Genomic DNA, 26,126 nt, shown 5'->3' with positions numbered 1-26,126 from the left:
CGCCCGGCCCACCCCCGGGCGTTCGGTTTATGTATATCGCCCGCGCCGCTTCACTAATGCGGCCATTTGCTCCACCCTAGCGGCCCTCCCCGGGGCCCTGCCCATAGAATCCTGACGCCATGCCCAAGCACCTGCTCATCGTCGAATCGCCCGCCAAGGCCAAGACGATCAACAAATACCTCGGCAAGGACTTCACTGTCCTGGCCTCGTATGGGCATGTGCGTGACCTGGTGCCCAAGGAAGGCGCGGTTGATCCCGACAACAACTTCGCGATGCGTTACGACCTCATCGAGAAGAACGAAAAGCACGTCGATGCCATCGTCAAGGCCGCCAAGGGCGCCGACGACATCTTCCTGGCGACCGATCCGGATCGCGAGGGGGAAGCGATCAGCTGGCACATCGCCGAGATCCTGAAGGAACGTGGGCTGGTCAAGGACAAACCCATGCAGCGCGTGGTCTTCACCGAGATCACTCCGCGCGCCATCAAGGAAGCGATGGGCCACCCGCGTGAGATCGCTGCCGATCTGGTCGATGCGCAGCAGGCACGCCGTGCGCTGGATTACCTGGTCGGTTTCAACCTGTCCCCGGTGCTGTGGCGCAAGGTCCAGCGCGGCCTGTCCGCCGGCCGCGTGCAGAGCCCGGCGCTGCGCATGATCGTCGAACGCGAAGAAGAGATCGAAGCCTTCATCGCCCGCGAGTACTGGAGCATCGATGCGCTGTGCGCGCATCCCTCGCAGCACTTCAATGCGCGCCTGATCAAGCTGGACGGGCAGAAGTTCGAACAGTTCACCGTGACCGACGGCGATACTGCCGAGGCCGCGCGCATGCGCATCCAGCAGGCCGCCCAGGGCGCCCTGCACGTCACCGACGTGGTCAGCAAGGAGCGCAAGCGCCGCCCGGCGCCGCCGTTCACCACCTCCACGCTGCAGCAGGAAGCCTCGCGCAAGCTCGGTTTCACCACGCGCAAGACCATGCAGGTCGCGCAGAAGCTGTATGAAGGCATGGCGATCGGTGAGGAGGAAGGCACCGTCGGCCTGATCTCGTACATGCGTACCGACTCGGTGAACCTCTCGCAGGACGCGCTGGCCGAGATCCGCGACGTGATCGCGCGCGATTACGGCATTGGCTCGCTGCCGGACCAGCCGAACACCTACCAGACCAAATCCAAGAACGCCCAGGAAGCGCACGAAGCCGTGCGCCCGACCTCGGCGCTGCGCACGCCTGCCCAGGTGGCGCGCTTCCTCACCGATGACGAGCGCAAGCTGTACGAGCTGATCTGGAAGCGCGCCGTCGCCTGCCAGATGATCCCGGCCACGCTCAACACCGTCAGCGTGGACCTGTCGGCCGGCAGCGAGCATGTGTTCCGCGCCAGCGGCACCACCGTGGTCGTGCCCGGCTTCCTGGCCGTGTACGAGGAAGGCAAGGACAACAAGAGTGCTGACGACGACGATGAAGGCCGCAAGCTGCCGGCGATGAAGCCCGGCGAGCGCGTGCCGCTCGAGCGCATCCTGGCCGAACAGCACTTCACCCAGCCGCCGCCGCGCTTCACCGAAGCGGCGCTGGTCAAGGCGCTCGAGGAGTACGGCATCGGCCGCCCCTCGACCTATGCCTCGATCATCCAGACCCTGCTGTTCCGCAAGTACGTGGAGATGGAAGGCCGCAGCTTCCGCCCGTCCGATGTCGGCCGTGCGGTGTCCAAGTTCCTGTCCAGCCACTTCACCCAGTACGTGGATTACGACTTCACCGCCAAGCTCGAAGACGAGCTCGATGCGGTGTCGCGGGGTGAGGAAGACTGGATCCCGCTGATGGCGCGGTTCTGGGAACCGTTCCACAAGCTGGTCGGCGAAAAGAACGAATCGGTCGACCGCGCCGAAGCCAGTGGCGCGCGCGAACTCGGCACCGACCCCAAGACCGGCAAGCCGGTCAGCGTGCGCCTGGGGCGCTTCGGGCCCTACGCGGCGATCGGCAGCACCGCCGAAGACGCCGAGGACAAGCCCAAGTTCGCCTCGCTGCGCCCCGGCCAGTCGATGCACACCATCTCCCTGGAAGACGCGCTGGAGCTGTTCCTGATGCCGCGTGCGCTCGGCCAGGACAAGGAGGAGGACGTCAGCGTGGGCATCGGTCGCTTCGGTCCGTTCGCCAAGCGTGGCAGCACCTATGCCTCGCTGAAGAAGGAAGACGACCCGTACACCATCGACCTGGCCCGCGCCGTGTTCCTGATCGAAGAGAAGGAAGAGATCGCGCGCAACCGGATCATCAAGGAATTCGAGGGCAGCGAGATCCAGGTGCTGAACGGTCGCTTCGGCCCGTACATCAGCGACGGCAAGATGAACGGCAAGATCCCGAAGGATCGCGAGCCCGCCTCGTTGACCCTGGCCGAAGTCCAGACGCTGATGGAAGAAACCGGCAAGCCGGTGCGCAAGGGCTTCGGCAAGAAGGCCGCCAAGAAGGTCGTGGCCAAGAAGGCACCGGCCAAGAAAGCCGCTGCCGGTGAAGCGACCAAGAAGACCGCCACCAAGAAGGCGGCGGTGAAGAAGGTCGCCAAGAAATCAACGGCGAAGAAGGCCACCAAGAAGGTGGCCAAGAAAGCCGTGAAGAAGGCCGTCAAGAAGGTCGCTGCCAGCTGAGCCTGGTTGACCCCTCCCGCCACGGCGGGAGGATAATGCGGGCCATGCACCCGGGTCGCCTGTCATGAACGAACTCACTGTGGACACTGCCCTGCCTGCGCTGCGCGCCGGCGGGGTGATCGCCTATCCCACCGAAGCGGTCTGGGGGTTGGGCTGCGACCCCGCGCACGAGGCCGCGGTGATGAAGCTGCTGCAGCTCAAGCAGCGCCCGGTTGAGAAGGGCATGATCCTGGTCGCCGCCGATCCGGCCCAGCTGGAGGGCTGGGTGCGGATGGATGCCCTGCCGCTGGATCGCCAAGGCGCGGTCCTGGCCAGCTGGCCCGGTGCCAACACCTGGATCCTGCCCGCCGGCGAACGTGCGCCGCGCTGGATCACCGGCGAACACAGCGGCATCGCGGTGCGCATCAGTGCCCACCCCCTGGTCGCCGCGCTGTGCCGCGCCTGGGGCGGCCCGCTGGTCTCCACCAGTGCCAACCTCGCCGGCGAGCCACCGGCACGCACACGCGCCGACCTGGACCCGCGCCTGCTGGCGTTGCTCGATGGCCTGATCGATGGCCAGACCGGTGGCCTGGCACAGCCCACGCCGATCCGCGATGCGCTCAGCGGCCAGGTATTGCGCAGCTGAGCCGCCTTTTGCGCGCAGGCGGGCAAACCCGCACACTGGCCGCATGACCCTGCGCCCTGCTCTGTGGTTGTCCCTGCTCACGTTGCTGAGCCCTGCCGTGCCCGCCGCCGCGCAGAGCGACAACGTGCGCGTCTACCGCTGCGTGGGCAGCAACGGCGCCGTGTCGCTGCAGGACGCGCCATGCCGCCAGGGCCGGCAGGAAATCCGCGACCTGCAGCGCCCGCGCGACCCGGCCCCGCAGGTCGTGCGCAGCGACCGCGCGCCCGAGCCGATGCCTGCCCCGCGCGCACCCGAGCGCGAAGTGCGCTACGTGCACGTGCAGCCGCCGCAGCCGATGTACGAGTGCACGACCAGCGACGGCGATACCTACGTCAGCGACAGCAACGAAGGCAATCCACGCTGGGTGCCGATCTGGACCGAGGCCTATCTGCCGTATCCACCCGGCCCGAGGCCGCCGTCGGGTGGCTATCCCCCCTCGCGCCCGCTGCCACCGATCGCACCGATGGGCAGCGGTTCGGTGAGCAGCCGTGGCGGTGCGGTCTCGGTGACCGGCAGCGGCGCGCGGGTGGGCGGCAGCATCAGCATCGGCGGCGGCAGCTCGCACTGGCAGGGCGGTGAGTATCCGCACCCCGGGCTGGGCAACAGCGTGGTGGTGCCGGCCGGCAACGTGCTGGTGCGCGATGAATGCCATGCGCTGCCCGCGCAGGAAGTCTGCTCGCGGCTGAAAGACCGGCGCTGGGACCTGATCCGCCGCTACAACAGTGCGCTGCAGGGCGAGCGCGATGCGCTGACCCGCGAGCAGCGCGGGATCGACGCGCGCCTGGACCAGGACTGCGGCGGGGCATGAAACGGTTCCTGCTGCTCCTGTTGCTTGTGACCCTGCCCGCTGCGGCGGACGAAGCGGTGTTCTTCCGCTGCACCGATGCCGGCGGCAGCCTGACCATCCAGAGCGTGGCCTGTCCCGCTGGCAGCGAGCAGCGCATCCAGCGGATCAGCGCGCCGGTGCGTGCCCCGGCAGCCGTGGAGAATGCGCCGGCTGCGCCCGCCCCTGACTACCGCATGCCACCGCTGCCGCAGGACGGCGACGAAGACAGCGGCCTGCTCGACAGCGCAGCGCTGCGCCCGGCGGCCCCGGCGCAGGAGCCCGACGACGCCAGCCCACCCAAACCGCCGCTGCCGGAGATCTACCAGTGCGTTTCTGCCGATGGCGGTCGCTACCTGCATGAGCGCGAGCCGGCCCCGTCACGCTGCGAATCGCTGGCCCTTACCGGCCTGGGGGGCAGCCATGCGCCGAGCAACGCGGCCAGCTGCGAAGTGGTGCGCGATGCCTGCGAGCCGGTAGCGGAGGCACAGCGCTGCAGCAGTTGGCAGCAGCGCTTGCGCGATGCGCGCGGCCGTGAGCGCTTCGCTGCGCCGGAGAACCAGGCTGCGGCGACCGCCGAGCGCGCGCGCTTGGAAGCGGTGTTGGCCGACAGCGACTGCCCGGTGCCGTGACCCGGTCTTCCCCTGACCGCGACTGCAGTTACCGAGCGCCATTACCGCGTGTGCCGCGTGCCCTGATCGGTCGTGCCGGCCGCTGGCCAGCTCAGAACCCGTAGCGCAGGAACCCACCGTCCACCGCGATGCACTCGCCGGTGACATAGCTGGAGGCCGGCAGACACAGGAAGCCCACGGCGGCAGCGACTTCTTCCGGCTCGCCGATGCGGCGCATCGGCGTGCGGTCGATCACCTGTTCGTAGTAATCCGGATCGGACAACGGCCCGGAGGTGCGCCGGGTGCGGATGTACCACGGCGCCACGGCGTTGACGCGGATGCCGTCCTCGGCCCACTCCACCGCCAGGTTGCGGGTCATCTGGTGCATCGCGGCCTTGGTCATGCCGTATACCGCGCCGCTGCGCACGTGGGTCAGGCCGGACACGCTGCCGACGTTGACGATCGCAGAGGCCGCATGCCGCGCCAGCAGCGGGTGCGCGTAGCGCGACAGCTCGAACGCCGAGAACAGGTTGGTCTCGAAGATCCCGCGCCACTCGTCTTCGGTGTATTCGGTGGCCGGCTTGCTGATGTTGCCGCCGGCGTTGTTGACCAGGATGTGCAGCCCATCGCTGTGGTCTTCCACCCAGTCCAGGATTTCGCGGCGGTCCTCGTCATCGGCGACGTCGGCCGCCAGGCCATGGATCTCACGATCCGGGAAGGCATCGGCCAGTTCATCGCGCGCCATCTCCAGCGCATCGGCATCACGGCCGACGATCAACAGGTCCGCACCGAAGCCCAGCAGTTCGCGCGCGATCGCCAAGCCGATGCCGGCGCTCGCACCGGTGATCAATGCGGTCTGTCCATCCAGTCGCCAACGTTGCGCGCTCACGTGCGTCTCCTGCGGGGATCCATGGGATGCAGCACCCACGGTGCGGCGCGGATAGGATAACGCGTGACGGCCGGCCTACCGGACGCCATCACGCGCGATGCGCGGGGCGGTGGGACACTGATGTTCCGCTACCGGCTCACCGAGGGAGGTTGCCATGACGATCCGTACTGCCCTGCCGCTGCTCGCGATGATCGCGCTGAGCGCCTGCAACCGGCCAGTGCCCCCGGCACCGGACACACCACCGGAACCGCAGGCCACTGAACTGCGCGATGCGATCCAGACACCGATCGACCGCGCCAAGGCGGTCAGCGATACCCTGCAGCAGTCCGCCGATGCCCGCGCCGCCGAAGCCGACCGCGCCAGCGGTGACACGCCACCGCCCAGCCCCTGACCCCATCGGCCGGATGGCAGAACGCCCGGCACAGGCCGGGCGTTCGGGTGTCACACAGTACCGCTGAAGCCGCTTACAGGCCGCAGAAGCAGTACACCAGCGTCTTGACCGGCGCGGCGTTGTTGCGCGGGTCGCGTGCGGCGTCTTCGACGAAGCGCAGCTGGGTGTCCAGCTCCGGCATCGAACGGGCCAGCATCAGACGGGCCATGCCCGATTCGCCCAGCATCCAGGCACCGGCATGGCTGCCGGCGAAGCCGCTGAGGAACTGCGCGAACGGCGTGGCCGCCTTCTCGATGTAACGCACGCGGAACTTGCCGGCCTCACCAAGCTTGGCGCGGCTGGCGGCGTCAGCCACCGCAGCCTTCAGGCCACCGAAGTCATCGACCAGCCCACGTTCCTTGGCCTGCGCACCGCTCCACACCCGGCCGCGGGCGACTTCATCGACCGCTTCCACCGGCTTGTTGCGCGCGGCGGCGACCTTGCCGGTGAAATCGGCGTAGCCCTTGTTGATCACCGACTGGATGACCTGGCCCACGGCCGGGTCCATCGGGCGGGTGATGTCGAACGCACCGGCGAAGCGGGTGGTGCCCACGCCATCGGTATGCACGCCGATCTTGTCCAGCGAGCGGGCCACGTTCGGGATCATCCCGAAGATGCCGATCGAACCGGTGATCGTGGAGGGGTCAGCATAGATGCGATCAGCATTCATGCTGATCCAGTAACCGCCCGAGGCGGCCAGATCGCCCATCGAGACCACCACCGGCTTGCCGGCTTCCTTCAGCGCGACCACTTCACGGCGGATCTGCTCGGAGGCGAACACTTCACCGCCCGGCGAGCTCACGCGCAGCACCACGGCCTTCACGTCCTTGTCGTCGCGCGCTTCGCGCAGCAGGGCCGAGGTCGACTCGCCACCGATGCGGCCGGCCGGCAGATCGCCACCGGAGATTTCACCGGATGCCACGATCACCGCCACCTGCGGACGCGAATCCACCGGCGAACGGCGGCCATCGAGCACGCTCAGGTAGGCATCCAGATTGACGTTGCGGTAGCCACCGTCAGCGTCGTCGTCGGCGATGCCGCGCTCGGTCAGCAGGGTGTCCACTTCCTCGCGCGTCTTCAGGCCGTCCACCAGCTTCTGCTGCAGGGCGAACTTGGCCAGGTCGCCACCGGCGGCGGCGATGCCTTCGGGCATGGTGTCGATGCCGGCGGCCAGCTGTGCCGGGTCGAGCTTGCGCGCCTTGGCGATATCGGCCAGGTAGCGCTGCCACACATCGTTCATCCAGAACAGATCGGCCTCCTTGGCCTGCGGCGAAGCGGCATCGAGCACATACGGCTCGGCGGCCGACTTGTACTCACCCACCTTGAACAGGTGCACGTCCACGCCCAGCTTGTCCTGCAGGCCGGTGCGGAAGTACTGGCGATAGCGGCCCAGGCCCTCGAGCACCACGCCGCCCATCGGGTCGAGATAGACCTCGTTGGCCTGCGAAGCGAGCAGGTATTGCGACTGGCTCATGTTCTCGCTGAAGGCCACGACCTGCTTGCCGGCAGCGCGCAGTTCCTGCAGCGCGACAGTCACTTCGCGCATCGAGGCGAAGCCGCTCGGCTGCAGCTTGTCCAGCTCCAGCACCACACGCTCGATCTTCTTGTCGGTCTTGGCCGCCTCCAGCGCGCGGATCAGATCACGCAGCTGGATTTCTTCGGCGCCCTTGTCACCGACGGCCTTGCCCAGCGCGCGGCTGACCGGATCAGCGCTGAACTGCTCGACCAGCCGACCTTCCGGTGCGATGACCAGGGTGGTGCGGTCCTGCAGCGACGCCTTCGAGGTCGCGCTCTTGCCCATCGCGACGATGAACAGGATCAGGATCAGGAACAGCAGGCCGAAGAACACCAGGTTGAGGATGAGCCGGCGGGTAAAGTTCATCACATCCCACAGCCCGATGAAGAAGCTGGCGACGGGATTGCGACGCGCGGGTTGGTTCATGGGGGTAACTCCAGAGTGGCTTCTTGCCGTGGTGCCAGAATAGCCGTTGCCGGGCGCGCCGGCATCGGACACAAGTCAGGGTGTCGATGGGAGGCCGGCGCGGGCGCTGCTCACACGCAGGCGCCAGGCCATGAGGATCGCGGCGGCGGTCAGACCCAGGATCAGGCCCAGCCACATGCCCTGCGGGCCCATGCCCAACCCCAGTCCCAGCCCGGCGCCGAGCGGCATGCCCAGGCCCCAGTACGAGAACATGGCGATGAACATCGGCACGCGGGTGTCCTTCAGGCCGCGCAACGCGCCGGCCGAAAGCACCTGGATGCCATCCGGGAACTGGAACGCGGCCGCATACAGCAGCAGGGTCGAGGCCAGTGCAGCCACGCCCAGATCGTTCGTGTAGACCCCGACGATGGCGTCATGGCCAAGCAGCAGCACCAGCGCCGACAGCGTCTGTGTGCCCAGGATGATCAGCAGCCCGGCGATCGCCGCGCGGCGCACACCCAGCCCGTTGCCGCTGCCGACCGCATGGCCGACCCGCACCGTGGTGGCTTCGGCCACGCCCATCGGGATCATGAAGCACAGCTGGGCCACATTGATCGCGATCTGGTGCGAGGCCGCTTCGGTGGCGCCGAGGCGGCCGATCAGCAGCGCGGTAACGATGAACAAGCCGCCTTCCATCAGCACGGTGATGCCGATCGGCAGGCCGGTCCGCAGCAGCTCCCAGATCGCGCTCCAGCGCGGCGCTTCGAAGTGCGAGAACAACTGCAGGTGGGCGAAGCGCTTGGTCTTCCACAGGTAACCGGCAAAGCACAGCGCCTGCAGCCACATCATGATCGCCGAGGCCATGCCCAGGCCTTCGGCGCCCAGCTCGGGGAAGCCGAGCTTGCCGTAGCAGAGCACGTAGCCCAGCGGCGCCAGCACCAGCAGGCCGCCAAAGCCGAGCAGCATGGTCGGCAGCGTCCAGTGCATCCCCTCGCTGAGGTAGCGCATGCAGAAGTACAGGGTCAGTGCCGGGCCACCCCAGCGCACCGCATGCAGGAACGCAGTCGCGCCGGGCACGATATCCGGCGCGATGCCGAACGCCGGCAGCAGCGGCGGCACCACCGTGAGGAAGGTGAACATGATCAGCCCCAGCCCCAGCGCCAGCCACAGCGCTTGGCGGAACAGCGGACCGATCTCGCGCTCGCGGCCAGCGCCGTGCAGCTGCGAAACCGAGGCGGTCAGCGAGATCAGGGTGCCGATCGGGATCAGCATCGGCAGCCACAGCAGTGCCGTGCCGATGGTGACGGCCGCCAGGGTGTCGGTACCGTGGTGACCGGCAATCACGTTGTCGACGAAGGAGATCAGGCCGGTGGAGACATGGCCCAGAACCAACGGCAGCGCGAGCAGACCGGTGGCGCGCACTTCCCGGGAGAGGCGCGGCGTGGAGGAAGCGGTAGACATGGGAGTCACAGACGTCAACTACGGTCGCGCGCGGAGGGCACAGGCACCGGGTTGCGGCCCGCCATCTTACGCGCGCGGCCGGGGAAAAGCCGCGCTTTCAGGTAAACGGGCGGAAGCCGTCAGTGGCCCACGTTCTCGCGCAGCCAGCTGTCCCGTGCGGCCGGCGCCACGCCCAGGAATTCGGCGCGCACGCGGTCGCGGTCCTGCGGTGGGGTGCGCTGGGCAACCAGGGTCAGCTGGGTGAGCTGGGAGGGCGTGAGCTGGCGCAGCACCGCCAGCGCGGTCGGGCGCTGTTCGGCGGGCAGATAGCCGAACAGGCCCTGCAGCTTGGTGAACTCGTGGCCGAGCTGCGGGCCAAGCAGCCAGCCGTCGCGGAAGCGCTGGTCCTGTTCGGCGAAGCGCTGGCGAAGCGCCTGCTGCTGCGCCGGCGGCAGCGCCGCCACGCGCGCCGCCGCGGCACGGACACGGGCACGCTCGCTTTCGCTCATGGCCTGCCAGGCCGCGTAGCGGCTGCGTAGCGCGCGCAGCTGGGCCGGATCCAGCGCTGCGGGGGTGGTCGGGATCGCCGGCGCCGTGGCGCTGGGCGGGGCCGGCACCGCCAGCGGCACCTCCACCCGGTTGGGGGCGGCGTTGGCCGCACTGGAGAGCCCGAGGGCGATCAGCAGGAAGGCAGGCTTACTCATCGGCGGCAGCCGTCTCCAGGCCGGCGGTAGCGGGTTCGGGGCGGCTCGGCTGGGCCTGCGATTCGTCCACCGGTACCGGACCGCCAGCAGCAAACCAGGCGTACAGATCGGCATCGCGGGCGGTCGGCAGATCCGGATCGGCCAGCATCGCCGCGTCCGTGGCCGCGTAGGGCGAGGCGGTCGGCGCCACGGTCGGCAGGTCAGCCGCCGGCAACGCTTCGACCTTGACAGGGCCGGCATCGGCGACGGCACCTTCGGGGGTATCGGCCAGGGGCTCGCCACCCTGACGGGCATGTTTCCACCACGCCGCGCCGCCGAGCAGCACGCCGGCAGTGACGGCCACGATCAGCACGCCCTTCCACGGGAAACGACGGCCGCGCTGGCGCTTGACGGGACGGCGCTGGGCGGGGGCATCGGATTTGACCGGGGTACGCCAGGAGGCGGCATCGGGTTGCTGGCTGGCCGGGGCGGCCACCGGTTGCTGCAGGCGCTGCAGCCGGTTGGCGGGCAGATCGCGGATACGCAGCTGCACCTGCTCGGCCAGCGCGCGCCAGCCTGCGGCATCGGGGTTGCCATGGGCATCGCGCGGGCAGGCATCGGCCAGTGCGTGCTGGTAGTCGGCCATGGGCAGATCCAGGATCTGCGCGGCCGCGGCTTCATCCAGCCCGCCACCGATCCGCAGCACAAACGCCAGCCGCGCCGGCGGGGTCAGCCCGGCCAGGTGCTCCAACGGGGCAGGCCAACGGCCTGCGGCCGGCTCGCGCAACGGCGCGCGGTGGACCAGCAGCGACCAGAACCGCTCCGGCCACTGGGCCATGGGCAGATCGCTGGCGATTCCGGCGAAGGCACGCATGACGGCGACCAGCGCCTGTTCGGCGACGGTTGGATCACCGCACTGCAGCTCGGCCACGACCAGGGCGCGGCGTTCAACGCCACGAAGAAACGCCGACAGCGCGCCGGCTGCGGTAGAAGAAACGGGGGCGGGCGCAGCCGTCATAGCAACTCCATCATTGTGTGGAAATGATAGCGATTGCGTCACTCCAGCGGCGCGCGGATGTTCATTTCCTGTGAGCGGCCACGGTGCGCAAAGCCTTCCGGCGCAAAAGGTTGTGCACAGCACCACGTAAAACCGGGGTGGAACCACACGTGAGCCCCGCGTCAAGTCTGTTTCAACTTTGTTTCACAGCTATCTTGTTGTTTTTATTGCTTATTGTTGCTTGGCTATTTTTTGACCAACCTGAGCAGAACGTCGGAAGTTCCTGACGCAAGGCGGTCACATACGCAGTGGCACACAGACTTATCCACAGAAGATGTGGATAAGCCTGAATCTCCAATCAAGTCGGATATTTAGGTGGGATTTATGATTCGGCGCGTACCCGGCTGAGACGGTGAATGGGCGTGATCCGCTCCGCCCCTGCCCGCTACACTGCCCCGATGACCCCCTCGTCTTCGACCCTGCGCGTCGCCCTGCCGGTGCCGCTGCCGCAACTGTTCGACTACGCCCCGCCGCACGGGCCGGCCCCGGACCCGGCGATGACCGGGCAGCGGGTCCGGGTGCCGTTCGGCTCCCGGGAGCTGGTCGGCGTGGTGGCCGGGATAGGCCAGGTCGAAGACCCCGGCAGCCTGCGCGCCGCGATCGAGTGGATCGACACCACGCCCCTGGTGACCGGTGAGCTGTGGCGCTCGCTGCAGTGGCTGGCGCGCTACACCCATGCCCCGCTGGGTGAAGTGATCAGTACGGCCCTGCCCGGTCCGCTGCGGCGGGGTGAGGCCGTGCCGGACACCCATCAGTGGGGCTGGCAGCTGACGCCGGCCGGCCACGACCCGCAGCCCAAACTGCGCAGCGGTACCCGCCCGCAACGCCTGGCAGCGTGCCTGGCCGAGGGCGTGGTGAACGAAGACCGCCTGGATACCTTGATGGACGACTGGCGCAGCGCTGCCCGGTCGCTGGCCAAGCGCGAGCTGGTCGAACGGATCGCGCTGGCGCATGCACCGGCCGTCGCCTCGCCGGCCAGCGGCCCCGCGCCCAATGCCGAACAGGCCGAGGCGATCGCCGCGATCACCGCCGCCGACGGGTTTGCCGCCTACCTGCTCGATGGCGTGACCGGCAGTGGCAAGACCGAGGTCTACCTGCAGGCGATCGTGGCGTGCCTTGCGCGCGGCAAGCAGGCGCTGGTGCTGGTGCCGGAGATCGGGCTGACCCCGCAGACGCTGTCGCGCTTCCGCAACCGCCTGGGCATTCCGGTGCATGTGCTGCACTCCGGCTTGAACGACAACGAGCGCGCCCGCGTGTGGGCCGCCGCCGCGCGAGGCGAAGCACAGGTCATCGTCGGCACGCGCTCGGCGGTGTTCACGCCGCTGCCGAATGCGGGCCTGATCGTGATCGACGAAGAGCACGACGGCAGTTACAAACAGCAGGACGGCATCCGCTATCACGCACGCGATTTCGCGCTGGTGCGCGGCAAGGCACTGGACGTGGCGGTGGTGCTCGGCAGCGCCACGCCGTCGCTGGAATCGCTGCACAACGCGCATGCCGGCCGTTACACCCACCTGCGCCTGAAGCAGCGCGCGGGCGCCGCGCGTCCGCCGGTGGTGCGCGTGCTTGATGTGCGTAAACGCCCGCTGCGCGATGGGCTCTCGCCGGAAGTACTGGCCGGCATCACCCAGCATCTGCAGGCCGGGCACCAGGTGCTGGTGTTCAAGAACCGCCGCGGCTATGCGCCCGTGCTGCTCTGCCATGACTGCGGCTGGACCGCGCCGTGCCAGCGCTGCGATGCGCCGATGACCGTGCATGCCGGCGGCCGGCGCCTGCAGTGCCACCACTGTGGCGCACGCCAGTCCGCGCCGCTGGCGTGCCCGGACTGCGGCAGCCTGGCGCTGCAGCCGCAGGGCATCGGGACCGAGCGGCTGGAAGAACATCTGGTCGAGGCCTTCCCGGAGTTCCCGGTGATCCGCATCGACCGCGGCACCACCGGCAAGCGTGATGCGCTGGAAACCCAGTTGGCCAAGCTCGGCGATCGCGCGGGGATTCTGGTCGGCACGCAGATCCTCGCCAAAGGTCACGACCTGCCGAAGCTGACCCTGGTGGTGGTGGTCGGCATCGATGAAGGCCTGTTCTCGGCCGACTTCCGCGCCAGTGAAAAACTCGCGCAGCAGCTGATCCAGGTCGCCGGCCGCGCCGGGCGTGCGGTGGATGCCGGCGAGGTCTGGTTGCAGACCCACCACCCGGGGCATCCCCTGCTGGAGACGCTGGTCAACGGCGGCTACCACGCCTTTGCCGATGCCGAACTGCAGCAGCGCGAGGCGGCCGGTTTTCCGCCCTTCGCGCATCTGGCGCTGCTGCGTGCCGAAGCGCAACAGGTGGAGCATGCCAACGCGATGCTCAGTGCCGTGCGCGCGCTGATTCCCGACGACGCGGCAGTGGAACGCTATGGCCCGATGCCAGCACCGATGCCCCGCCGCGCCGGCTACCAGCGCACCCAGCTGCTGCTGTCCTCACCCGCGCGACGCCCGCTGCACGGCGTGCTGGATCAGGTGACGCCGCAGATCGCCGCGCTGCCGCAGGCACGCAAGGTGCGCTGGTCGCTGGATGTGGATCCGATGGATCTGTATTAGGCCGGCAGGTGCCGACCGTGGGTCGGCACGGCCGCTCAAGTCAACGCGGTCATGACCCCACGCTGATACGCCGGCCGCTGTTTCAACCGCTCGTACCACGCGGCCAGATGCGGCAGGTCCGGGCGCTGGATCGGCATCTCGAACCAAGCATAGATGAAGGCACCCAGCGGGATATCGCCCATCGCGAACTGCTCACCGGACAGATACGGCTGCCGCGACAAAGCCTCATCGGCCATCGCCAGCAACTCGCCGGAGCGCACCAGTGCCGCTGCGATGCGGGCCTCATCCCGATCAGCAGGCGCGGTCCGCAGGGTCCCCCAGAACAGATCGCGGAACACGCCGGCGAAGGTCGAGGTGGTCCAGTCCATCCACTTCTCCGACTGCGCGCGCGCCACCACATCTTCCGGGTACAGCGTGCCCAGCGCGTAGCGCGCGCAGAGATAGCGCACGATCGTGTTGGATTCCCACAGCGGCAGGCCCTGGTCCTCGATCACCGGCACCAGCCCGTTCGGATTCATCGCGCGGTACTCCGGCGACTGCGTACCACCGAAGGCACCGCCGACCTCGATCGACTCGTAGGGCGCCCCGATCTCCTCGGCACACCACAGCACTTTGCGCACGTTGCTGGAATTGCGACGGCCCCAGATGTTCAGCATGATCGGATTCCCGTATCGTTCGATGCGCGGCAGCGGGGTCGCGCGGTGCCGCTACGATACGCCCAACGGCGGGCCCACCGTCATGTCATGGATGAAAAACAATGATCCTCTACGCACTCGAAATCGTGTTGCTCATTGCCGGGATCGGCACGCTCGTGGTCGGTTATCGCCGCCACCATCGCAATCTGCTGCTCAGCGCCGCGCTGTTGCTGCTGGCCAGCGGCATGCTGCCTGACGCCGTGCGAGGCTTCTCCGATGGCTTCAACGGCAGCACGGCCCGCCCGTTGGCCGTGCTGCTGCGCTGAGGCCGGCGGTTACTTCGCCGCCTTCGCCGCACTCTTCTTGGGCAGTGCGCGCACATAGGTCGACTTGCCCTCTTTTTTCATCTCGAACAGGCCCGTCGCGGCCAACAGATCGCTGAGTTTGCTGTACCCGTAATTGCGCGAATCGAACGAGGCCTGGTTGCCGATCTGGCTGCCGACCGGGCCGAGATGCGACCAGCCATCCTCGGCTTCGGCCGAGGTCACCGCGCGGCGCAGCATCTGCACCAGCCGGGTATCGTTGCGCAGCTCCGGGCCGCTCTTGCGCGGGCGGGTTTCCTCGTTGTCCTGCTCCACCTCCTGATCGGCCGCATGGGGTTGGCCCAGCGCCTCGATGTAGGTGAACTTCGAGCACGCGTTGACGAACGGCTCGGGCGTTTTCTTCTCGCCGAAGCCGTACACCTTCACCCCGTCGGTCAGCAGGCGCATCACCAGCGGGGTGAAATCCGCATCGCTGGAGACGATCGCAAAGCCATCCAGATTGCGTGCGTACAGCATGTCCATCGCGTCGATCACCATCGCCATGTCCGAGGCATTCTTGCCACGGCTGTAGGCGAACTGCTGGATCGGGCGGATCGCGTACTCGTGCAGCACGGACTCCCACCCTTTCAGCCGCGGGCTCTTCCAGTTGCCGTAGGCACGGCGGACATTGGCCACACCGTAGCGGGCGACTTCAGCCAGCACCGCATCGATCTTGGAAGAGGGTGCGTTGTCGGCATCGATCAGCAGGGCGATGCGCTTTTCCGGTTCGGACATCTCGGTCTCCTGGGCGGGATCGGATCGGCCATCGGGCAAGCGCGATGGCCCCTGAACCCAGTATCGGCCATCGACGTGAACATCGCGCTTCACGTGCGACCATGGGCCGCATCACGAGACGACCTGCGCCGCCCCCCTCCGGCGCCCGCCAAGGAGTGAAGCATGACCCGCGATCCCACGCCCCACCTGCTCATCATCGGTGGCGGTTTTGCCGGCCTCTGGGCCACCCGTGCCCTCGCCTCGGCGCACGTGCGCATCACCCTGGTGGACCGTCGCAACCATCATCTGTTCCAGCCGCTGCTCTACCAGGTGGCCACCGCAGGCCTGTCCGCGCCGGATATCGCCGCGCCGCTGCGCCACATCCTCGGTCACCAGCGCAATGTCGAAGTGCGCCTGGGTGAAGTGACCGGCATCGACAAGGCCGCGCGCACCGCGACGCTGGCCGATGGCACGCAGATTACGTACGACACCCTGATGCTGTGCACCGGCGCCACCCATGCCTACTTCGGCCACGACGAATGGGCCGCCGATGCGCCGGGCCTGAAGACGCTGGACGATGCCATCGCGCTGCGCCGCAAGCTGCTGCTCGCCTTCGAGCGCGCCGAGGCCGAACCCGATCCCGCGCGCAAAGCGGCGTGGCTGAGTTTCGCCGTGGTCGGTGGCGGCCCCACCGGCGTGGAACTGGCCGGCACCCTGGCCGAGATCGCACGGCATACGCTGCGCAATGAGTTCCGCCATATCGATCCCGCCTCGGCCAAGGTCCGCCTGGTCGAAGCCGGCCCGCGCGTGCTGTCCACCTTCCCCGAGGTGCTCTCGCTCAAGGCGCGGCGGCAGCTGGAAAAGCTGGGCGTGGAAGTGCTCACCGGCACGCCCGTCAGCGACATCAATGCCGAAGGCTTCCAGCTTGGCGAGCGCTTCGTCGAGGCCCGCACCGTGGTCTGGGCCGCCGGTGTCGCCGCCTCACCGCTGGCACGTACGTTGGAGGTGCCACTGGACCGCGCCGGCCGCGTGCCGGTGCAGCCTGACCTTACCCTGGAGGGCCACCCGGAGATATTCGTTGCCGGTGACCTGGCGGCACTGACCCAGGCCGACGGCAAGCCGGTGCCCGGCGTCGCGCCGGCGGCCAAGCAGATGGGCAAGCACGTGGCCACCACCGTCCAGGCACGCCTGGCCGGCAAGCCCGCGCCGGGTGCGTTCAAATACCAGGACTTCGGCAACCTGGCGACCATCGGCCGCATGGCGGCGATCGTCCACCTCGGCCGGCTGCAGCTCTCCGGCGTGCTGGCCTGGTGGTTCTGGCTGGCCGCGCACGTGTTCTTCCTGATCGGCTTCCGCAACCGCGTGGTGGTGCTGTTGAACTGGGCGGTGGCGTACTGGAGCTATCAGCGCAGCGCGCGGATCATCTTCGGCGATGCACAGGACGATCGCCGGCCGAAACGACCGCCCACGCCCTGATCATCCCTGCGACAGACATCCCCAGCCATCCACCTGGCCGCTGTAGGAGACCGCCTCGCTGGCCAGCAGACCTTCGAAGCCGGCGATGTTCTGGTGGGTCGGCAGCATCAGCGGATGCACCACCACCTGCCACGGGTAGTCATCGTTGCCGTCGTAGGCGGCGAAGGACACCTTCTGGTCGTTCTTGAGCAGGTGCACGGCGAAGGCGATCGCCACATCCTGGGTCGGGAAGATCAGCGCGAAATCCACCTCGCGCGGAATCGTCAGATCATCGCCGTCCTGCAGCATGTTCCAGAGCACATCGCCATTCTCATCTTCCGGGTACAACGACAGATCGCGGGACATGGCACTCCAGGGCTTGGGCAAGCGGATCAACGAACGAGGGTCGATGGTATGCCGCCAACGAAGGCCCGAACAACCCGCACGCGGGGCTACGTGGGATCGGGCAGCGCCAGCCACGCCAGCTTGCGCTCGCGCGGTTGCCGCTTGAGCTGCCACTCGGCCTTCGACGCCGCCGCGCGGTCCGGGTAGGCGCGCATCGCCAGCACCTTCACCGGCGGGTTGGCCCGGGTGTATTTCGCCCCTTTGCCGGCCAGATGGGCCTGGAAGCGCGCGTCCACGTCGTTGCTGATGCCGGCGTAATAGCTGCCGTTGCGGCATTCAAGCAGGTATAGGTACCAGAGGGCGGGTTCAGCGGGCATACCGGGATTATCCCCCGGCACGGGCCCGGCGGCTGCTAGAATCCGCCCCGGATGCAGGAGAGAGGCGCCGCGCTGGCGCCCGCCGAAGGCGCAGGCTCCCATAATCGCTCAGGCCGGTGGCTGCACAGCCACCAACCATGCATCCGACACGCCGATCTGGAGAGAGGTCTTCAATGACCCGCCGAAGGGGCACGTGGCTTTGGCCACCGAACTCTCAGGCAAAAGGACAGCGGGAGCGGCAACGGAATCCCACCCCACGACAGTGCAGCGGCGCTGGCGTGAGGCGTGTGCGTTTCCGTCCCCCGCCTGACGTGTTTCCCGGAGCCCCCCATGCTGCTCTCCCTGATCTACCTCATCGCCATCTCGGCCGAAGCCATGACCGGCGCGCTGTCGGCCGGTCGCCGCCGCATGGACCTGTTCGGCGTGGTCATCATCGCCTGCGTCACCGCGCTCGGCGGCGGCTCGCTGCGCGACATCGTGCTCGGCCACTACCCGCTGGGCTGGGTGAAGCACCCGGAGTACCTGGGCTTCACCATCTGCGCGGCACTGATCGCGACCTGGGTGGCGCGCTGGATGCATCACTTCCGGCGCACCTTCCTGGTGCTCGATGGCCTGGGCCTGATCGCGTTCACCCTGATCGGCTGCGCGGTCGCGCGCGAGGGCGGGCACACCGTGCCGATCATCCTGATCGCCGGCATGCTGACCGGTGCGTTCGGCGGCGTGCTGCGCGATGTGTTGTGCAACGAGGTGCCGCTGATCTTCCAGAAAGAACTGTATGCGGTGATCACCCTGCTCACCGGCGCGGCCTACCTGGCCCTGCTGGAACTCGGCGTGTCGCTCAACGCGGCCACGCTGTGGTGCCTGGGCGGCGGCTTCCTGTTCCGCCTGCTGGCCATCCACTTCAAGTGGGAAATGCCGAAGTTCGTGTACCGCGACGAGGTGCATTGACGCACCCGCGGGCATGACCAAGGTCACGGGAGCTTGAGCGGCCCGGCCCTGTATCATGGCGCTCCCGTTCCATTCGAACGGCATCCAGCCACGCGGCGGTGTTCCACCCGCTGCCCCGCCAGACACCCTCTCCCCCGTTGACCTGCCGCCGTCGGCCGGTCCCCATGGACGCACTGCTCCGGTGGAGGGTGCGCAGGATGCGTATGTCCGCTTCAACGCCCCCGTCGTCTCGCCGTCGTTTCGCCACACCGCTGTTGATCGCTGCCGGTGTCGGCCTGGCCGCCATCGCTGCATGGAAACTGCTCTCGCCCGCCCCCGCCGCCGGCCCGTCCGGGGGTCCGCAGCCGACCCCGGTGCGTGTGGCCACCGCGACGCAGGAAGACCTGGTGGTGCGCCTGAAAGCGCTGGGCACGGTGACCCCGCTGCATACGGTGAGCATCCGCAGCCGCGTGGATGGCGAGCTGCTGCGGCTGGCATTCTCCGAGGGCCAGCACGTCACCGCCGGCGAGCTGCTGGCCGAGATCGATCCGCGCCCGTTCCAGGTGCAGCTCTCGCGTGCGCTGGGTACCCAGCAGCAGAACCTGGCCGAGTTGGACAATGCCGAAAGCCAGCTCAAGCGCTTCGCCGAACTGCAAAGCAAGCACTTCGTCTCCGCGCAGGACCTCAGTGATCAGCAGAGCAAGGTCCGCCAGCTGCAGGGCCGCCGCCAGACCGACCAGGCGGCGGTGGATGAAGCACGCCTGCAGCTGCAGTACACCCGCATCACCGCACCGGTGGCCGGGCGCATGGGCCTGCGCAACGTCGATGTCGGCAACCTGGTGCGCAGTGGCGATACCGAGCCGCTGGCCACCATCACCCAGACCACCCCGATCAGCGTGCTGTTCACCGTGCCCGAGCCGGACCTGCCGGCGGTGGTGGCTGCCGCACGCGCCAATCCCCGGCTGACCGTGGAAGCCTGGGACCGCGAGGAGCGCACTGCACTGGGCGACGGGGTGCTCTCCAGCCTGGACAACCGCATCGATACCGCCACCGGCACGCTGAAACTGCGCGCGCAGTTCGCCAATACCGATGAATCACTGTTCCCCAACCAGTTCGTCAACGTGCGTCTGCAGGTCAGCAGCAGCGATGCGGTGGTGATTCCCAATGCCGCCGTGCAGTTCGGCAGCAAGGGCAGCTACGTCTATGTGATCGCGGCCGATGACACCTCATCGCTGCGCACCGTGGTGCTCGGCCCGGCCGATGGCGAACGCGTCTCGGTGCGCGAAGGCCTCAAGGCCGGCGAGCGCGTGGTGGTGGAAGGCATCGACGGGCTGCGCGAAGGCGCCAAGGTCGAGGTGGTGGAGCAGGACCCGCCACGGACCGGCGCATGAACCTCTCGCGCCCCTTCATCGAGCGCCCGGTCGCGACCACGCTGCTGATGGTGGCGCTGCTGCTGTCCGGCGTGATGGCCTACCGCCTGCTGCCGGTCGCGGCACTGCCGCAGGTCGATTACCCGATCATCCAGATCACCACGCTGTATCCCGGCGCCAGCCCGGATGTCACCACCAGCGCGGTCACCGCGCCGCTGGAACGCCAGCTCGGGCAGATTCCCGGCCTGAAGCAGATGTCCTCGACCAGCTCCGGCGGCGCGTCGGTGATCACCCTGCAGTTCTCGCTGGAGGTCGCGCTCGGCGTGGCCGAGCAGGAAGTGCAGGCCGCGATCAACGCCGCCGACAGCTTCCTGCCCGACGACCTGCCGGTGCCGCCGGTGTACCGCAAGGTCAACCCGGCCGACACCCCGATCCTGACCCTGGCAGTGACCTCGCAGGGCCTCTCGCTCCCGCAGGTGCACGATCTGGTCGATACCCGCATGGCGCAGCGGCTCTCGCAGCTGCCTGGGGTCGGGCTGGTCAGCCTCGCTGGTGGGCAGCGCCCGGCGGTGCGCATCCAGGTCAATCCGTCCGCGCTGGCCGCCAACGGGCTGAGCATGGCCAGCATCCGCACCGCGATCGGCACGGCCAACGTCAACCTGCCCAAGGGCAGCTTCGACGGGCCGACCCGCGCGATCATGCTCGATGCCAACGATCAGATGCGCTCGGTGGCCGAGTACCGCGCCCTGATCCTGGCCTGGAAGGATGGCGCACCGCTGCGTCTGGGCGACGTGGCCACCATCGAAGACGGCGCCGAGAACCGCCAGCTCGCCGCGTGGTCGGGCACCACCCCGGCCGTGCTGATCAACATCCAGCGCCAGCCCGGCGCGAACGTCATCGCCGTGGTCGACCAGGTGCGTGCGCTGCTGCCGCAGCTGCAATCCTCGCTGCCGGCCGGTGTGGATGTGGCCATCCTCAGCGATCGCACCGAATCGATCCGCGCGTCCATCCGTGGCGTGCAGCACGAGCTGCTGATCGCGATCGCGCTGGTGGTGATGGTCACCTTCCTGTTCCTGCGCAACATCCCGGCCACGATCATTCCCAGCATCGCGGTCCCGCTGTCGCTGGTCGGCACGTTCGGGGTGATGCTGCTGGCCGGCTTCTCGCTCAACAACCTCACGCTGATGGCGCTGACCATCGCCACCGGTTTCGTGGTGGACGATGCGATCGTGATGCTGGAGAACATCGCCCGTCATCTGGAGCGCGGTGCCACGCCGATGCAGGCAGCACTGAAGGGCGCCAGGCAGATCGGCTTCACCCTGATCTCGCTGACCCTGTCGCTGATCGCGGTGCTGATCCCCCTGCTGTTCATGGCCGACGTGGTCGGCAAGCTGTTCCACGAATTCGCGATCACCTTGGCGGTGGCGATCGGCATCTCGCTGCTGGTCTCGCTGACGCTGACGCCGATGATGTGCGCGCGCCTGCTCAAGGCCGGCCACGCCACCCGTCGCGATGCCGATGGGCAGGAATCGGCGCAGCAGGGCGACCCGTTCGACCGCGTGGTGGCGGTCTACGATCGCCAGCTGCACTGGGTGCTGCAGCGCCAGCCGCTGATGCTGGCCGCCACTGTCGCCACACTGGTGCTGACGGCGCTGCTGTACGTGTGGGTGCCCAAGGGCTTCTTCCCGGTGCAGGATGCCGGGCTGATCCAGGGCATCAGCGAGGCACCGCAGTCGATCTCCTTCCAGGCGATGGCGCAGCGCCAGCAGGCGTTGTCGGCGGCGTTGCTGGAGGATGAGGACGTGGCCAGCCTGTCCTCGTTCATCGGCGTGGACGGCAACAACGCCACGCTCAACAGCGGGCGTCTTCTGATCGAATTGAAACCGCACGCACAGCGCGATGCCGATGCGCAGGCGATCATCGCGCGGCTGCAGCAGCGCGTGGCGCATGTCCCGGGCATCAGACTGTATCTGCAACCGGTGCAGGAACTGGGCATCGAAGACCGGATCAGCCGTACCCAATACCAGTTCACCCTGACCAGCCCGGATATCGCGCAGCTGGAGACGTGGACGCCGCGCCTGCTCGCGCATCTGCAGCAGGCACCGGCACTGGCCGACGTCGCCAGTGATCTGCAGAACCAAGGCCTGCAGGCGCATGTGGTGATCGACCGGGTCGCCGCGGCGCGGCTGGGGATCAGCGTGGAGACCATTGCCGATGCGCTGTACGACGCGTTCGGGCAGCGCCAGATCTCGACCATCTTCACCCAGGCCAACCAGTACCGCGTGGTGCTGGAAGCGCGCCCCGACGTGGCTTTCGGCCCGGATGCGATCGCCCGCCTGCACGTCACCGGGCCGGACGGGCGGCAGGTGCCGCTGGGCGGCATCGCCCGGATCGAACAGCGCCCCGCGCAGCTGCTGATCAACCATGTCGGCCAGTTCCCGGCGGTGACGTTCTCCTTCAACCTCGCCCCGCAGGCATCGCTGGGCGAAGCGGTGCAGGCCATCGAAGGCGCACGCGCCGCGATCGGCCTGCCGGCCAGCGTAGAGCTTCGCCTGCAGGGGGCGGCCGATGCGTTCCGCGCGTCGCTGTCGAGCACGTTGTGGCTGGTGCTGGCCGCGGTGGTGGTGATGTACCTGGTGCTGGGCGTGCTCTATGAGAGCTTCATCCATCCGATCACCATTCTCTCCACCCTGCCCTCGGCCACGGTGGGCGCGTTGCTTGCGTTGCTGGTCAGCGGGCGCAGCCTGGACCTGATCGCGGTGATCGGCATCGTGCTGCTGATCGGGCTGGTCAAGAAGAACGCGATCATGATGATCGACTTCGCGCTGGAGGCCGAGCGCGAGCACGGCATGGCGCCACGTCAGGCGATCCACCAGGCCGCCCTGCTGCGCTTCCGGCCGATCCTGATGACCACGCTGGCCGCGCTGTTCGGCGCGATCCCGCTGATGTTCGCCAGTGGCTCGGGCGCGGAGCTGCGCCAGCCGCTGGGCCTGGTGATGGTGGGCGGGCTGATCGTCAGCCAGGTGCTGACCCTGTTCACCACGCCGGTGATCTACCTGTTCTTCGACCGCTTCCGCCAACGTCCCGCACCGGCTGCCGACGCGGCTGACGAGGCGCTGGCGTGAGTCCGCTGTCGCGGGCGATCGGCTGGTTCGTGCAGCATCCCGTCGCCACCGTGCTGCTGGCGGTGGCGGTGGTGCTGGCGGGCCTGCTCGGGCTGCGCCTGCTGCCGGTCGCGCCGTTGCCGCAGGTCGACTACCCGGCGATCAACGTCAGCGCGAGCCTGCCCGGCGCGAGCCCGGAATCGATGGCGGCCAACGTCGCCACGCCGCTGGAACGTGCGCTGGGCACCATACCGGGGCTGACCGGGATCGACTCGGCCAGCACCCAGGGCTCGACCCAGGTCGAACTGAAGTTCGCACTCGGCCGCAACGTGGACGATGCCGCGCGCGATGTGCAGGCCGCGATCAATGCCGCGCGCGCGCAGCTGCCCAGCGGCATGCCGGGCATGCCGCAGTACCGCAAGGTGAATCCCTCGCAGGCGCCGATCATGGCGCTGGCGCTGAGTTCGGACAGCCTCGCGCCGGGCCAGATCTACGACGTGGCCTCCACCGTGATCGCGCAGAAGCTGGCGCAGATTCCCGGTGTCGGCGAGGTGCAGGTGGGGGGCAGTTCGCTGCCGGCGGTGCGCGTCTCGCTGGATCCCAATGCACTCAACCATCACCGCATCGCGCTGGACGACATCGCCGCGGCGATCCGCAACGCCAACGCGCTCAAGCCACTGGGCACCGTCGCCAGCCAGGCCCAGCAGTGGCAGCTGGAAGCCACCCTGCAGCTGCGTACCGCCGCCGAGTACCGCCGCCTGATCGTGGCCATGCGCGATGGCCGGCCGGTGTACCTGGAGGACGTGGCCGGGATCAGCGAAGGCGTCGAAGACCGCTACGCCAGCGGCTTCCACAACGAGCGCCCGGCGGTGCTGCTGATCGTCAGCCGCCAGCCGGATGCCAACATCATCGAGACCGTCGACGCCATCCAGGCGCAGATGGACACACTGCAGGCACTGCTGCCGGCCACCATCGACATGCAGGTGGTGATGGACCGTTCGCCGGTGATCCGCGCCACCCTGCGCGAGGCCGAACTGACCCTGCTGCTGGCCATCGCCCTGGTGGTGCTGGTGGTCCTGGCCTTCCTGGGCCACTGGCGTGCGGCGCTGGTGCCGACCGTGGCGATTCCGGTCTCGCTGCTGGGCGCGCTGGCGATCATCGCCCTGCTCGGGTTCTCGCTCAACACGCTCTCGCTGATGGCGCTGATCGTGGCGGCGGTGCTGGTGGTCGACGATGCGATCGTGGTGCTGGAAAACATCGCCCGCCATCGTGAGGAGGGCGCTTCGCCGATGACCGCCGCGCTGCGCGGCGCCGGTGAAGTCGGTGCCACGCTGCTGTCGATGAACATCGCGCTGGCCGTGGTGTTCATCTCGATCCTGTTCCTGGATGACTTCGTCGAGAAGCTCTTCCGCGAGTTCTCGCTGACCCTGGTGGCGGCGATGGGCGTCTCACTGCTGGTTTCGCTGAGCCTGACCCCGATGCTGTGCGCACGCCTGCTCGGCCAGGCACGGCCGGGCCCCGGCAATGGCCTGCAGCGCGCCGGGACCGCCCTGTTCGAACGCCTGCGCGCGGCCTACGTGGGCAGCCTGCAGACGATGCTGCGCTGGCTCGCGCTGCCGCTGCTGCTGTTCGCCGGCGTGATCGGGCTGAATGTGTGGCTGTTCCAGCAGGTGCCCAAGGGCATCGTGCCCAAACAGGACACCGCGCAGCTGCGTGGCTTCGCGCGCGGCGACGACGGCCTCTCGTTCCAGGTCATGCAGCCCAAGATCGAGGCCTACCGCAAACTGCTGCTGGCGGACCCTGCGATCAGCGACATCATCGGGTACATCGGCGGCCGCAGCGGGGTCAACAACGCCTTCATCATGATCAAGATGAAGCCGCTGGCCGAGCGCAAGGTCTCCAGCCAGCAGGTGATCGACCGCCTGCGCGCCAACATGCCGAAGATTCCGGGCGGCGGCCTATTCCTGTGGGTGGACCAGGACATCAAGCTGGAGGGCAGCGGCGACAGCGGCCAGTACGAGTTCCAGCTGCTCTCCGGCGAACTGGAACCGCTGCGGCACTGGACGCCCAAGGTGGCCGATGCACTGCGCGCCCTGCCCGAGCTGGTCGATGTGGAATCCAAGGGCGATGAAGGCATGCGCCAGGTGGTGCTCGACATCGACCGCGATGCGGCGGCCCGGCTGGGCGTGGACATGCGCATGATCGCCTCGGTGCTCAACAACGCTTTCAGCCAGCGCCAGGTCGCCACGCTGTACGACACCCTCAACCAGTACCGCGTGGTGATGGAGCTGGACCCGCGCTACACCCAGGATCCCTCCACGCTGCAGCAGATCCATGTGATCGGCAAGGACGGTCAGCGCTTGCCGCTGTCCTCGATTGCCAGCTGGTCCTACGGCATGGCACCGGACCGCATTTACCACAGCCAGCAGTTTGCCTCGGTCTGGATCGAGTTCGCGCTGGCGCCCGGCGTGACCCTGGACCAGGCGGTGAAGGCGGTGGACCGCGCGATGGCCGGGATCATGCTGCCCACCCACGTGCAGGCCAGGCTGAGTGGCGAGGCCGGTGGCTTCGAGAAGCTGCGCGAGCGCCAGCTGTGGTTGATCGTGGGCGCGATGCTGGCGGTGTATCTGGTATTGGGCGTGCTGTATGAAAGCTTCGTGCAGCCGCTGGCGATCCTCTCCACCCTGCCCTCGGCCGGCGTTGGCGCCTTGCTGGCGCTGATGGCCTTCGGCAACGAGTTGAACCTGATCTCGCTGCTCGGCCTGTTCCTGCTGGTGGGCGTGGTCATGAAGAACACCATCCTGATCATCGATTTCGCGCTGTCGGCCGAGCGCACGCGCGGTTTGTCGTCGTATGACGCGATCTGCGAGGCGGCGCGGCTGCGGTTCCGCCCGATCCTGATGACCAGCGTGGCCGCGTTGCTGGGCACGTTGCCGCTGATGCTGGCCACCGGCGAAGGCTGGGAGATGCGCCAGCCGCTGGGCATCGCGATCGTCGGTGGTCTGCTGGTCAGCCAGTGGCTGACCCTGTACACCACGCCGGCGATCTATCTGGCGTTGGCGAGGCTGCGGCGCGCCTCATGATCAGCGGGTGCGCGACGCACTGCGGGGGTA

The 26,126-nt window shown here is 68.2% G+C and carries 21 protein-coding genes and 2 riboswitches; of the genes, 12 read left to right on the top strand and 9 right to left on the bottom strand.

All coding sequences use genetic code 11. The annotated features are described in order from the left end of the window. The first annotated feature begins 119 nt into the window (after positions 1-119). The 4 genes from AC06E9_RS14410 to AC06E9_RS14395 all read left to right on the top strand — a co-directional run bounded on the left by AC06E9_RS14410 (position 120) and on the right by AC06E9_RS14395 (position 4,746). The gene (locus AC06E9_RS14410) at positions 120-2,627 is read left to right on the top strand and encodes a DNA topoisomerase I (protein ID WP_478056275.1); all 2,508 of its coding nucleotides are present in this window, start codon (positions 120-122) and stop codon (positions 2,625-2,627) included. A gap of 64 nt (positions 2,628-2,691) precedes the next feature. Then, a complete protein-coding gene (gene tsaC / locus AC06E9_RS14405) occupies positions 2,692-3,252 on the top strand; it encodes an L-threonylcarbamoyladenylate synthase type 1 TsaC (protein ID WP_478056274.1) in 561 nt (186 codons plus the stop codon). Positions 3,253-3,301: 49 nt separating this feature from the next. Then, a complete protein-coding gene (locus AC06E9_RS14400) occupies positions 3,302-4,099 on the top strand; it encodes a DUF4124 domain-containing protein (RefSeq protein WP_428999453.1) in 798 nt (265 codons plus the stop codon). Further along, a complete protein-coding gene (locus tag AC06E9_RS14395) occupies positions 4,096-4,746 on the top strand; it encodes a DUF4124 domain-containing protein (RefSeq protein ID WP_152151024.1) in 651 nt (216 codons plus the stop codon). Before AC06E9_RS14400 ends, AC06E9_RS14395 begins: the two co-directional genes overlap by 4 nt. 91 nt (positions 4,747-4,837) lie before the next feature. On the opposite strand, the gene AC06E9_RS14390 is transcribed toward AC06E9_RS14395, so the two are convergent. Further along, positions 4,838-5,614 carry an SDR family oxidoreductase gene (locus AC06E9_RS14390; protein ID WP_152151022.1) on the bottom strand — a complete coding sequence of 259 codons (777 nt, stop codon included), beginning with the start codon at positions 5,612-5,614 and terminating at the stop codon, positions 4,838-4,840. A 154-nt stretch (positions 5,615-5,768) separates the two neighbouring features. Here AC06E9_RS14390 and AC06E9_RS14385 point away from each other — a divergent pair, with 154 nt between their 5' ends. Further along, the gene (locus AC06E9_RS14385; RefSeq protein WP_282257368.1) at positions 5,769-6,005 is read left to right on the top strand and encodes a hypothetical protein; all 237 of its coding nucleotides are present in this window, start codon (positions 5,769-5,771) and stop codon (positions 6,003-6,005) included. Between the two features lie 73 nt (positions 6,006-6,078). Here AC06E9_RS14385 and sppA read toward each other — a convergent pair whose 3' ends face one another. The 4 genes from sppA to AC06E9_RS14365 form a co-directional block, all read right to left on the bottom strand. Beyond that, entirely contained in the window at positions 6,079-7,986 is a 1,908-nt protein-coding gene (sppA, locus tag AC06E9_RS14380; protein ID WP_282257370.1) for a signal peptide peptidase SppA, read from the bottom strand. A 75-nt stretch (positions 7,987-8,061) separates the two neighbouring features. After that, on the bottom strand, positions 8,062-9,426 hold the full coding sequence (locus AC06E9_RS14375; RefSeq protein ID WP_121040298.1) for an MATE family efflux transporter: 1,365 nt from the start codon (positions 9,424-9,426) through the stop codon (positions 8,062-8,064). A 119-nt stretch (positions 9,427-9,545) separates the two neighbouring features. Next, positions 9,546-10,109, bottom strand: a complete 564-nt coding sequence (locus AC06E9_RS14370) for a DUF3106 domain-containing protein (protein WP_152151018.1) — start codon at positions 10,107-10,109, stop codon at positions 9,546-9,548. Further along, positions 10,102-11,106 (bottom strand): hypothetical protein, encoded by a 1,005-nt coding sequence (locus tag AC06E9_RS14365; RefSeq protein WP_461769564.1) that lies wholly within the window; start codon positions 11,104-11,106, stop codon positions 10,102-10,104. Before AC06E9_RS14365 ends, AC06E9_RS14370 begins: the two co-directional genes overlap by 8 nt. 437 nt (positions 11,107-11,543) lie before the next feature. Between AC06E9_RS14365 and AC06E9_RS14360 the strand changes: the two genes are divergently transcribed. Next, positions 11,544-13,724, top strand: a complete 2,181-nt coding sequence (locus AC06E9_RS14360; protein ID WP_478056301.1) for a primosomal protein N' — start codon at positions 11,544-11,546, stop codon at positions 13,722-13,724. A 35-nt stretch (positions 13,725-13,759) separates the two neighbouring features. On the opposite strand, the gene AC06E9_RS14355 is transcribed toward AC06E9_RS14360, so the two are convergent. After that, positions 13,760-14,380, bottom strand: coding sequence for a glutathione S-transferase family protein (locus AC06E9_RS14355; protein ID WP_259258943.1), 621 nt, complete (start codon positions 14,378-14,380; stop codon positions 13,760-13,762). A 101-nt stretch (positions 14,381-14,481) separates the two neighbouring features. Here AC06E9_RS14355 and AC06E9_RS14350 point away from each other — a divergent pair, with 101 nt between their 5' ends. After that, a complete protein-coding gene (locus AC06E9_RS14350; RefSeq protein WP_121040306.1) occupies positions 14,482-14,685 on the top strand; it encodes a hypothetical protein in 204 nt (67 codons plus the stop codon). A gap of 9 nt (positions 14,686-14,694) precedes the next feature. Here AC06E9_RS14350 and AC06E9_RS14345 read toward each other — a convergent pair whose 3' ends face one another. After that, complete coding sequence (locus tag AC06E9_RS14345) at positions 14,695-15,456, bottom strand: NYN domain-containing protein (RefSeq protein WP_121040308.1); 762 nt, start codon at positions 15,454-15,456, stop codon at positions 14,695-14,697. A gap of 162 nt (positions 15,457-15,618) precedes the next feature. Here AC06E9_RS14345 and AC06E9_RS14340 point away from each other — a divergent pair, with 162 nt between their 5' ends. Continuing rightward, positions 15,619-16,911 carry an NAD(P)/FAD-dependent oxidoreductase gene (locus AC06E9_RS14340; RefSeq protein ID WP_121040310.1) on the top strand — a complete coding sequence of 431 codons (1,293 nt, stop codon included), beginning with the start codon at positions 15,619-15,621 and terminating at the stop codon, positions 16,909-16,911. Here AC06E9_RS14340 and AC06E9_RS14335 read toward each other — a convergent pair whose 3' ends face one another. Next, positions 16,912-17,256, bottom strand: a complete 345-nt coding sequence (locus tag AC06E9_RS14335) for a ribonuclease E inhibitor RraB (RefSeq protein ID WP_121040313.1) — start codon at positions 17,254-17,256, stop codon at positions 16,912-16,914. 86 nt (positions 17,257-17,342) lie between these two features. After that, the gene (locus AC06E9_RS14330) at positions 17,343-17,612 is read right to left on the bottom strand and encodes a GIY-YIG nuclease family protein (RefSeq protein WP_121040315.1); all 270 of its coding nucleotides are present in this window, start codon (positions 17,610-17,612) and stop codon (positions 17,343-17,345) included. 44 nt (positions 17,613-17,656) lie between these two features. After that, positions 17,657-17,750, top strand: a riboswitch (glycine riboswitch). Positions 17,751-17,758: 8 nt separating this feature from the next. After that, positions 17,759-17,850, top strand: a riboswitch (glycine riboswitch). Between the two features lie 92 nt (positions 17,851-17,942). Here AC06E9_RS14330 and AC06E9_RS14325 point away from each other — a divergent pair. From AC06E9_RS14325 to AC06E9_RS14310, 4 genes are all read left to right on the top strand, one after another. After that, a complete protein-coding gene (locus tag AC06E9_RS14325) occupies positions 17,943-18,560 on the top strand; it encodes a trimeric intracellular cation channel family protein (protein WP_121040317.1) in 618 nt (205 codons plus the stop codon). A 203-nt stretch (positions 18,561-18,763) separates the two neighbouring features. Then, positions 18,764-19,930: an MdtA/MuxA family multidrug efflux RND transporter periplasmic adaptor subunit gene (locus AC06E9_RS14320; protein WP_121040319.1), complete on the top strand. Its 1,167-nt coding sequence runs from the start codon at positions 18,764-18,766 to the stop codon at positions 19,928-19,930. Beyond that, complete coding sequence (locus AC06E9_RS14315; RefSeq protein WP_282257392.1) at positions 19,927-23,034, top strand: MdtB/MuxB family multidrug efflux RND transporter permease subunit; 3,108 nt, start codon at positions 19,927-19,929, stop codon at positions 23,032-23,034. The genes AC06E9_RS14320 and AC06E9_RS14315 overlap by 4 nt, the downstream gene beginning before the upstream one ends. Beyond that, on the top strand, positions 23,031-26,096 hold the full coding sequence (locus AC06E9_RS14310; protein WP_478056273.1) for an efflux RND transporter permease subunit: 3,066 nt from the start codon (positions 23,031-23,033) through the stop codon (positions 26,094-26,096). The genes AC06E9_RS14315 and AC06E9_RS14310 overlap by 4 nt, the downstream gene beginning before the upstream one ends. Positions 26,097-26,126: the final 30 nt, after the last annotated feature.

This window comes from Stenotrophomonas sp. Steno-Z10-BAI (genome assembly GCF_056393115.1).
The sequence above is the reverse complement of the archived record's forward strand: the minus strand, read 5'-3'. Positions and strand labels throughout refer to the sequence as shown.

What these genes read in the sequence shown, in the direction of transcription:
- AC06E9_RS14410 (WP_478056275.1), top strand. Translation starts at nt 120, where the DNA reads ATGCCCAAGCACCTGCTCATCGTCGAATCGCCCGCCAAGGCCAAGACG.
- tsaC (WP_478056274.1), top strand. Translation starts at nt 2,692, where the DNA reads ATGAACGAACTCACTGTGGACACTGCCCTGCCTGCGCTGCGCGCCGGC.
- AC06E9_RS14395 (WP_152151024.1), top strand. Translation starts at nt 4,096, where the DNA reads ATGAAACGGTTCCTGCTGCTCCTGTTGCTTGTGACCCTGCCCGCTGCG.
- AC06E9_RS14385 (WP_282257368.1), top strand. Translation starts at nt 5,769, where the DNA reads ATGACGATCCGTACTGCCCTGCCGCTGCTCGCGATGATCGCGCTGAGC.
- sppA (WP_282257370.1), bottom strand. Translation starts at nt 7,986, where the DNA reads ATGAACCAACCCGCGCGTCGCAATCCCGTCGCCAGCTTCTTCATCGGG.
- AC06E9_RS14375 (WP_121040298.1), bottom strand. Translation starts at nt 9,426, where the DNA reads ATGTCTACCGCTTCCTCCACGCCGCGCCTCTCCCGGGAAGTGCGCGCC.
- AC06E9_RS14370 (WP_152151018.1), bottom strand. Translation starts at nt 10,109, where the DNA reads ATGAGTAAGCCTGCCTTCCTGCTGATCGCCCTCGGGCTCTCCAGTGCG.
- AC06E9_RS14365 (WP_461769564.1), bottom strand. Translation starts at nt 11,106, where the DNA reads ATGACGGCTGCGCCCGCCCCCGTTTCTTCTACCGCAGCCGGCGCGCTG.
- AC06E9_RS14360 (WP_478056301.1), top strand. Translation starts at nt 11,544, where the DNA reads ATGACCCCCTCGTCTTCGACCCTGCGCGTCGCCCTGCCGGTGCCGCTG.
- AC06E9_RS14355 (WP_259258943.1), bottom strand. Translation starts at nt 14,380, where the DNA reads ATGCTGAACATCTGGGGCCGTCGCAATTCCAGCAACGTGCGCAAAGTG.
- AC06E9_RS14350 (WP_121040306.1), top strand. Translation starts at nt 14,482, where the DNA reads ATGATCCTCTACGCACTCGAAATCGTGTTGCTCATTGCCGGGATCGGC.
- AC06E9_RS14345 (WP_121040308.1), bottom strand. Translation starts at nt 15,456, where the DNA reads ATGTCCGAACCGGAAAAGCGCATCGCCCTGCTGATCGATGCCGACAAC.
- AC06E9_RS14340 (WP_121040310.1), top strand. Translation starts at nt 15,619, where the DNA reads ATGACCCGCGATCCCACGCCCCACCTGCTCATCATCGGTGGCGGTTTT.
- AC06E9_RS14335 (WP_121040313.1), bottom strand. Translation starts at nt 17,256, where the DNA reads ATGTCCCGCGATCTGTCGTTGTACCCGGAAGATGAGAATGGCGATGTG.
- AC06E9_RS14330 (WP_121040315.1), bottom strand. Translation starts at nt 17,612, where the DNA reads ATGCCCGCTGAACCCGCCCTCTGGTACCTATACCTGCTTGAATGCCGC.
- AC06E9_RS14325 (WP_121040317.1), top strand. Translation starts at nt 17,943, where the DNA reads ATGCTGCTCTCCCTGATCTACCTCATCGCCATCTCGGCCGAAGCCATG.
- AC06E9_RS14320 (WP_121040319.1), top strand. Translation starts at nt 18,764, where the DNA reads ATGTCCGCTTCAACGCCCCCGTCGTCTCGCCGTCGTTTCGCCACACCG.
- AC06E9_RS14315 (WP_282257392.1), top strand. Translation starts at nt 19,927, where the DNA reads ATGAACCTCTCGCGCCCCTTCATCGAGCGCCCGGTCGCGACCACGCTG.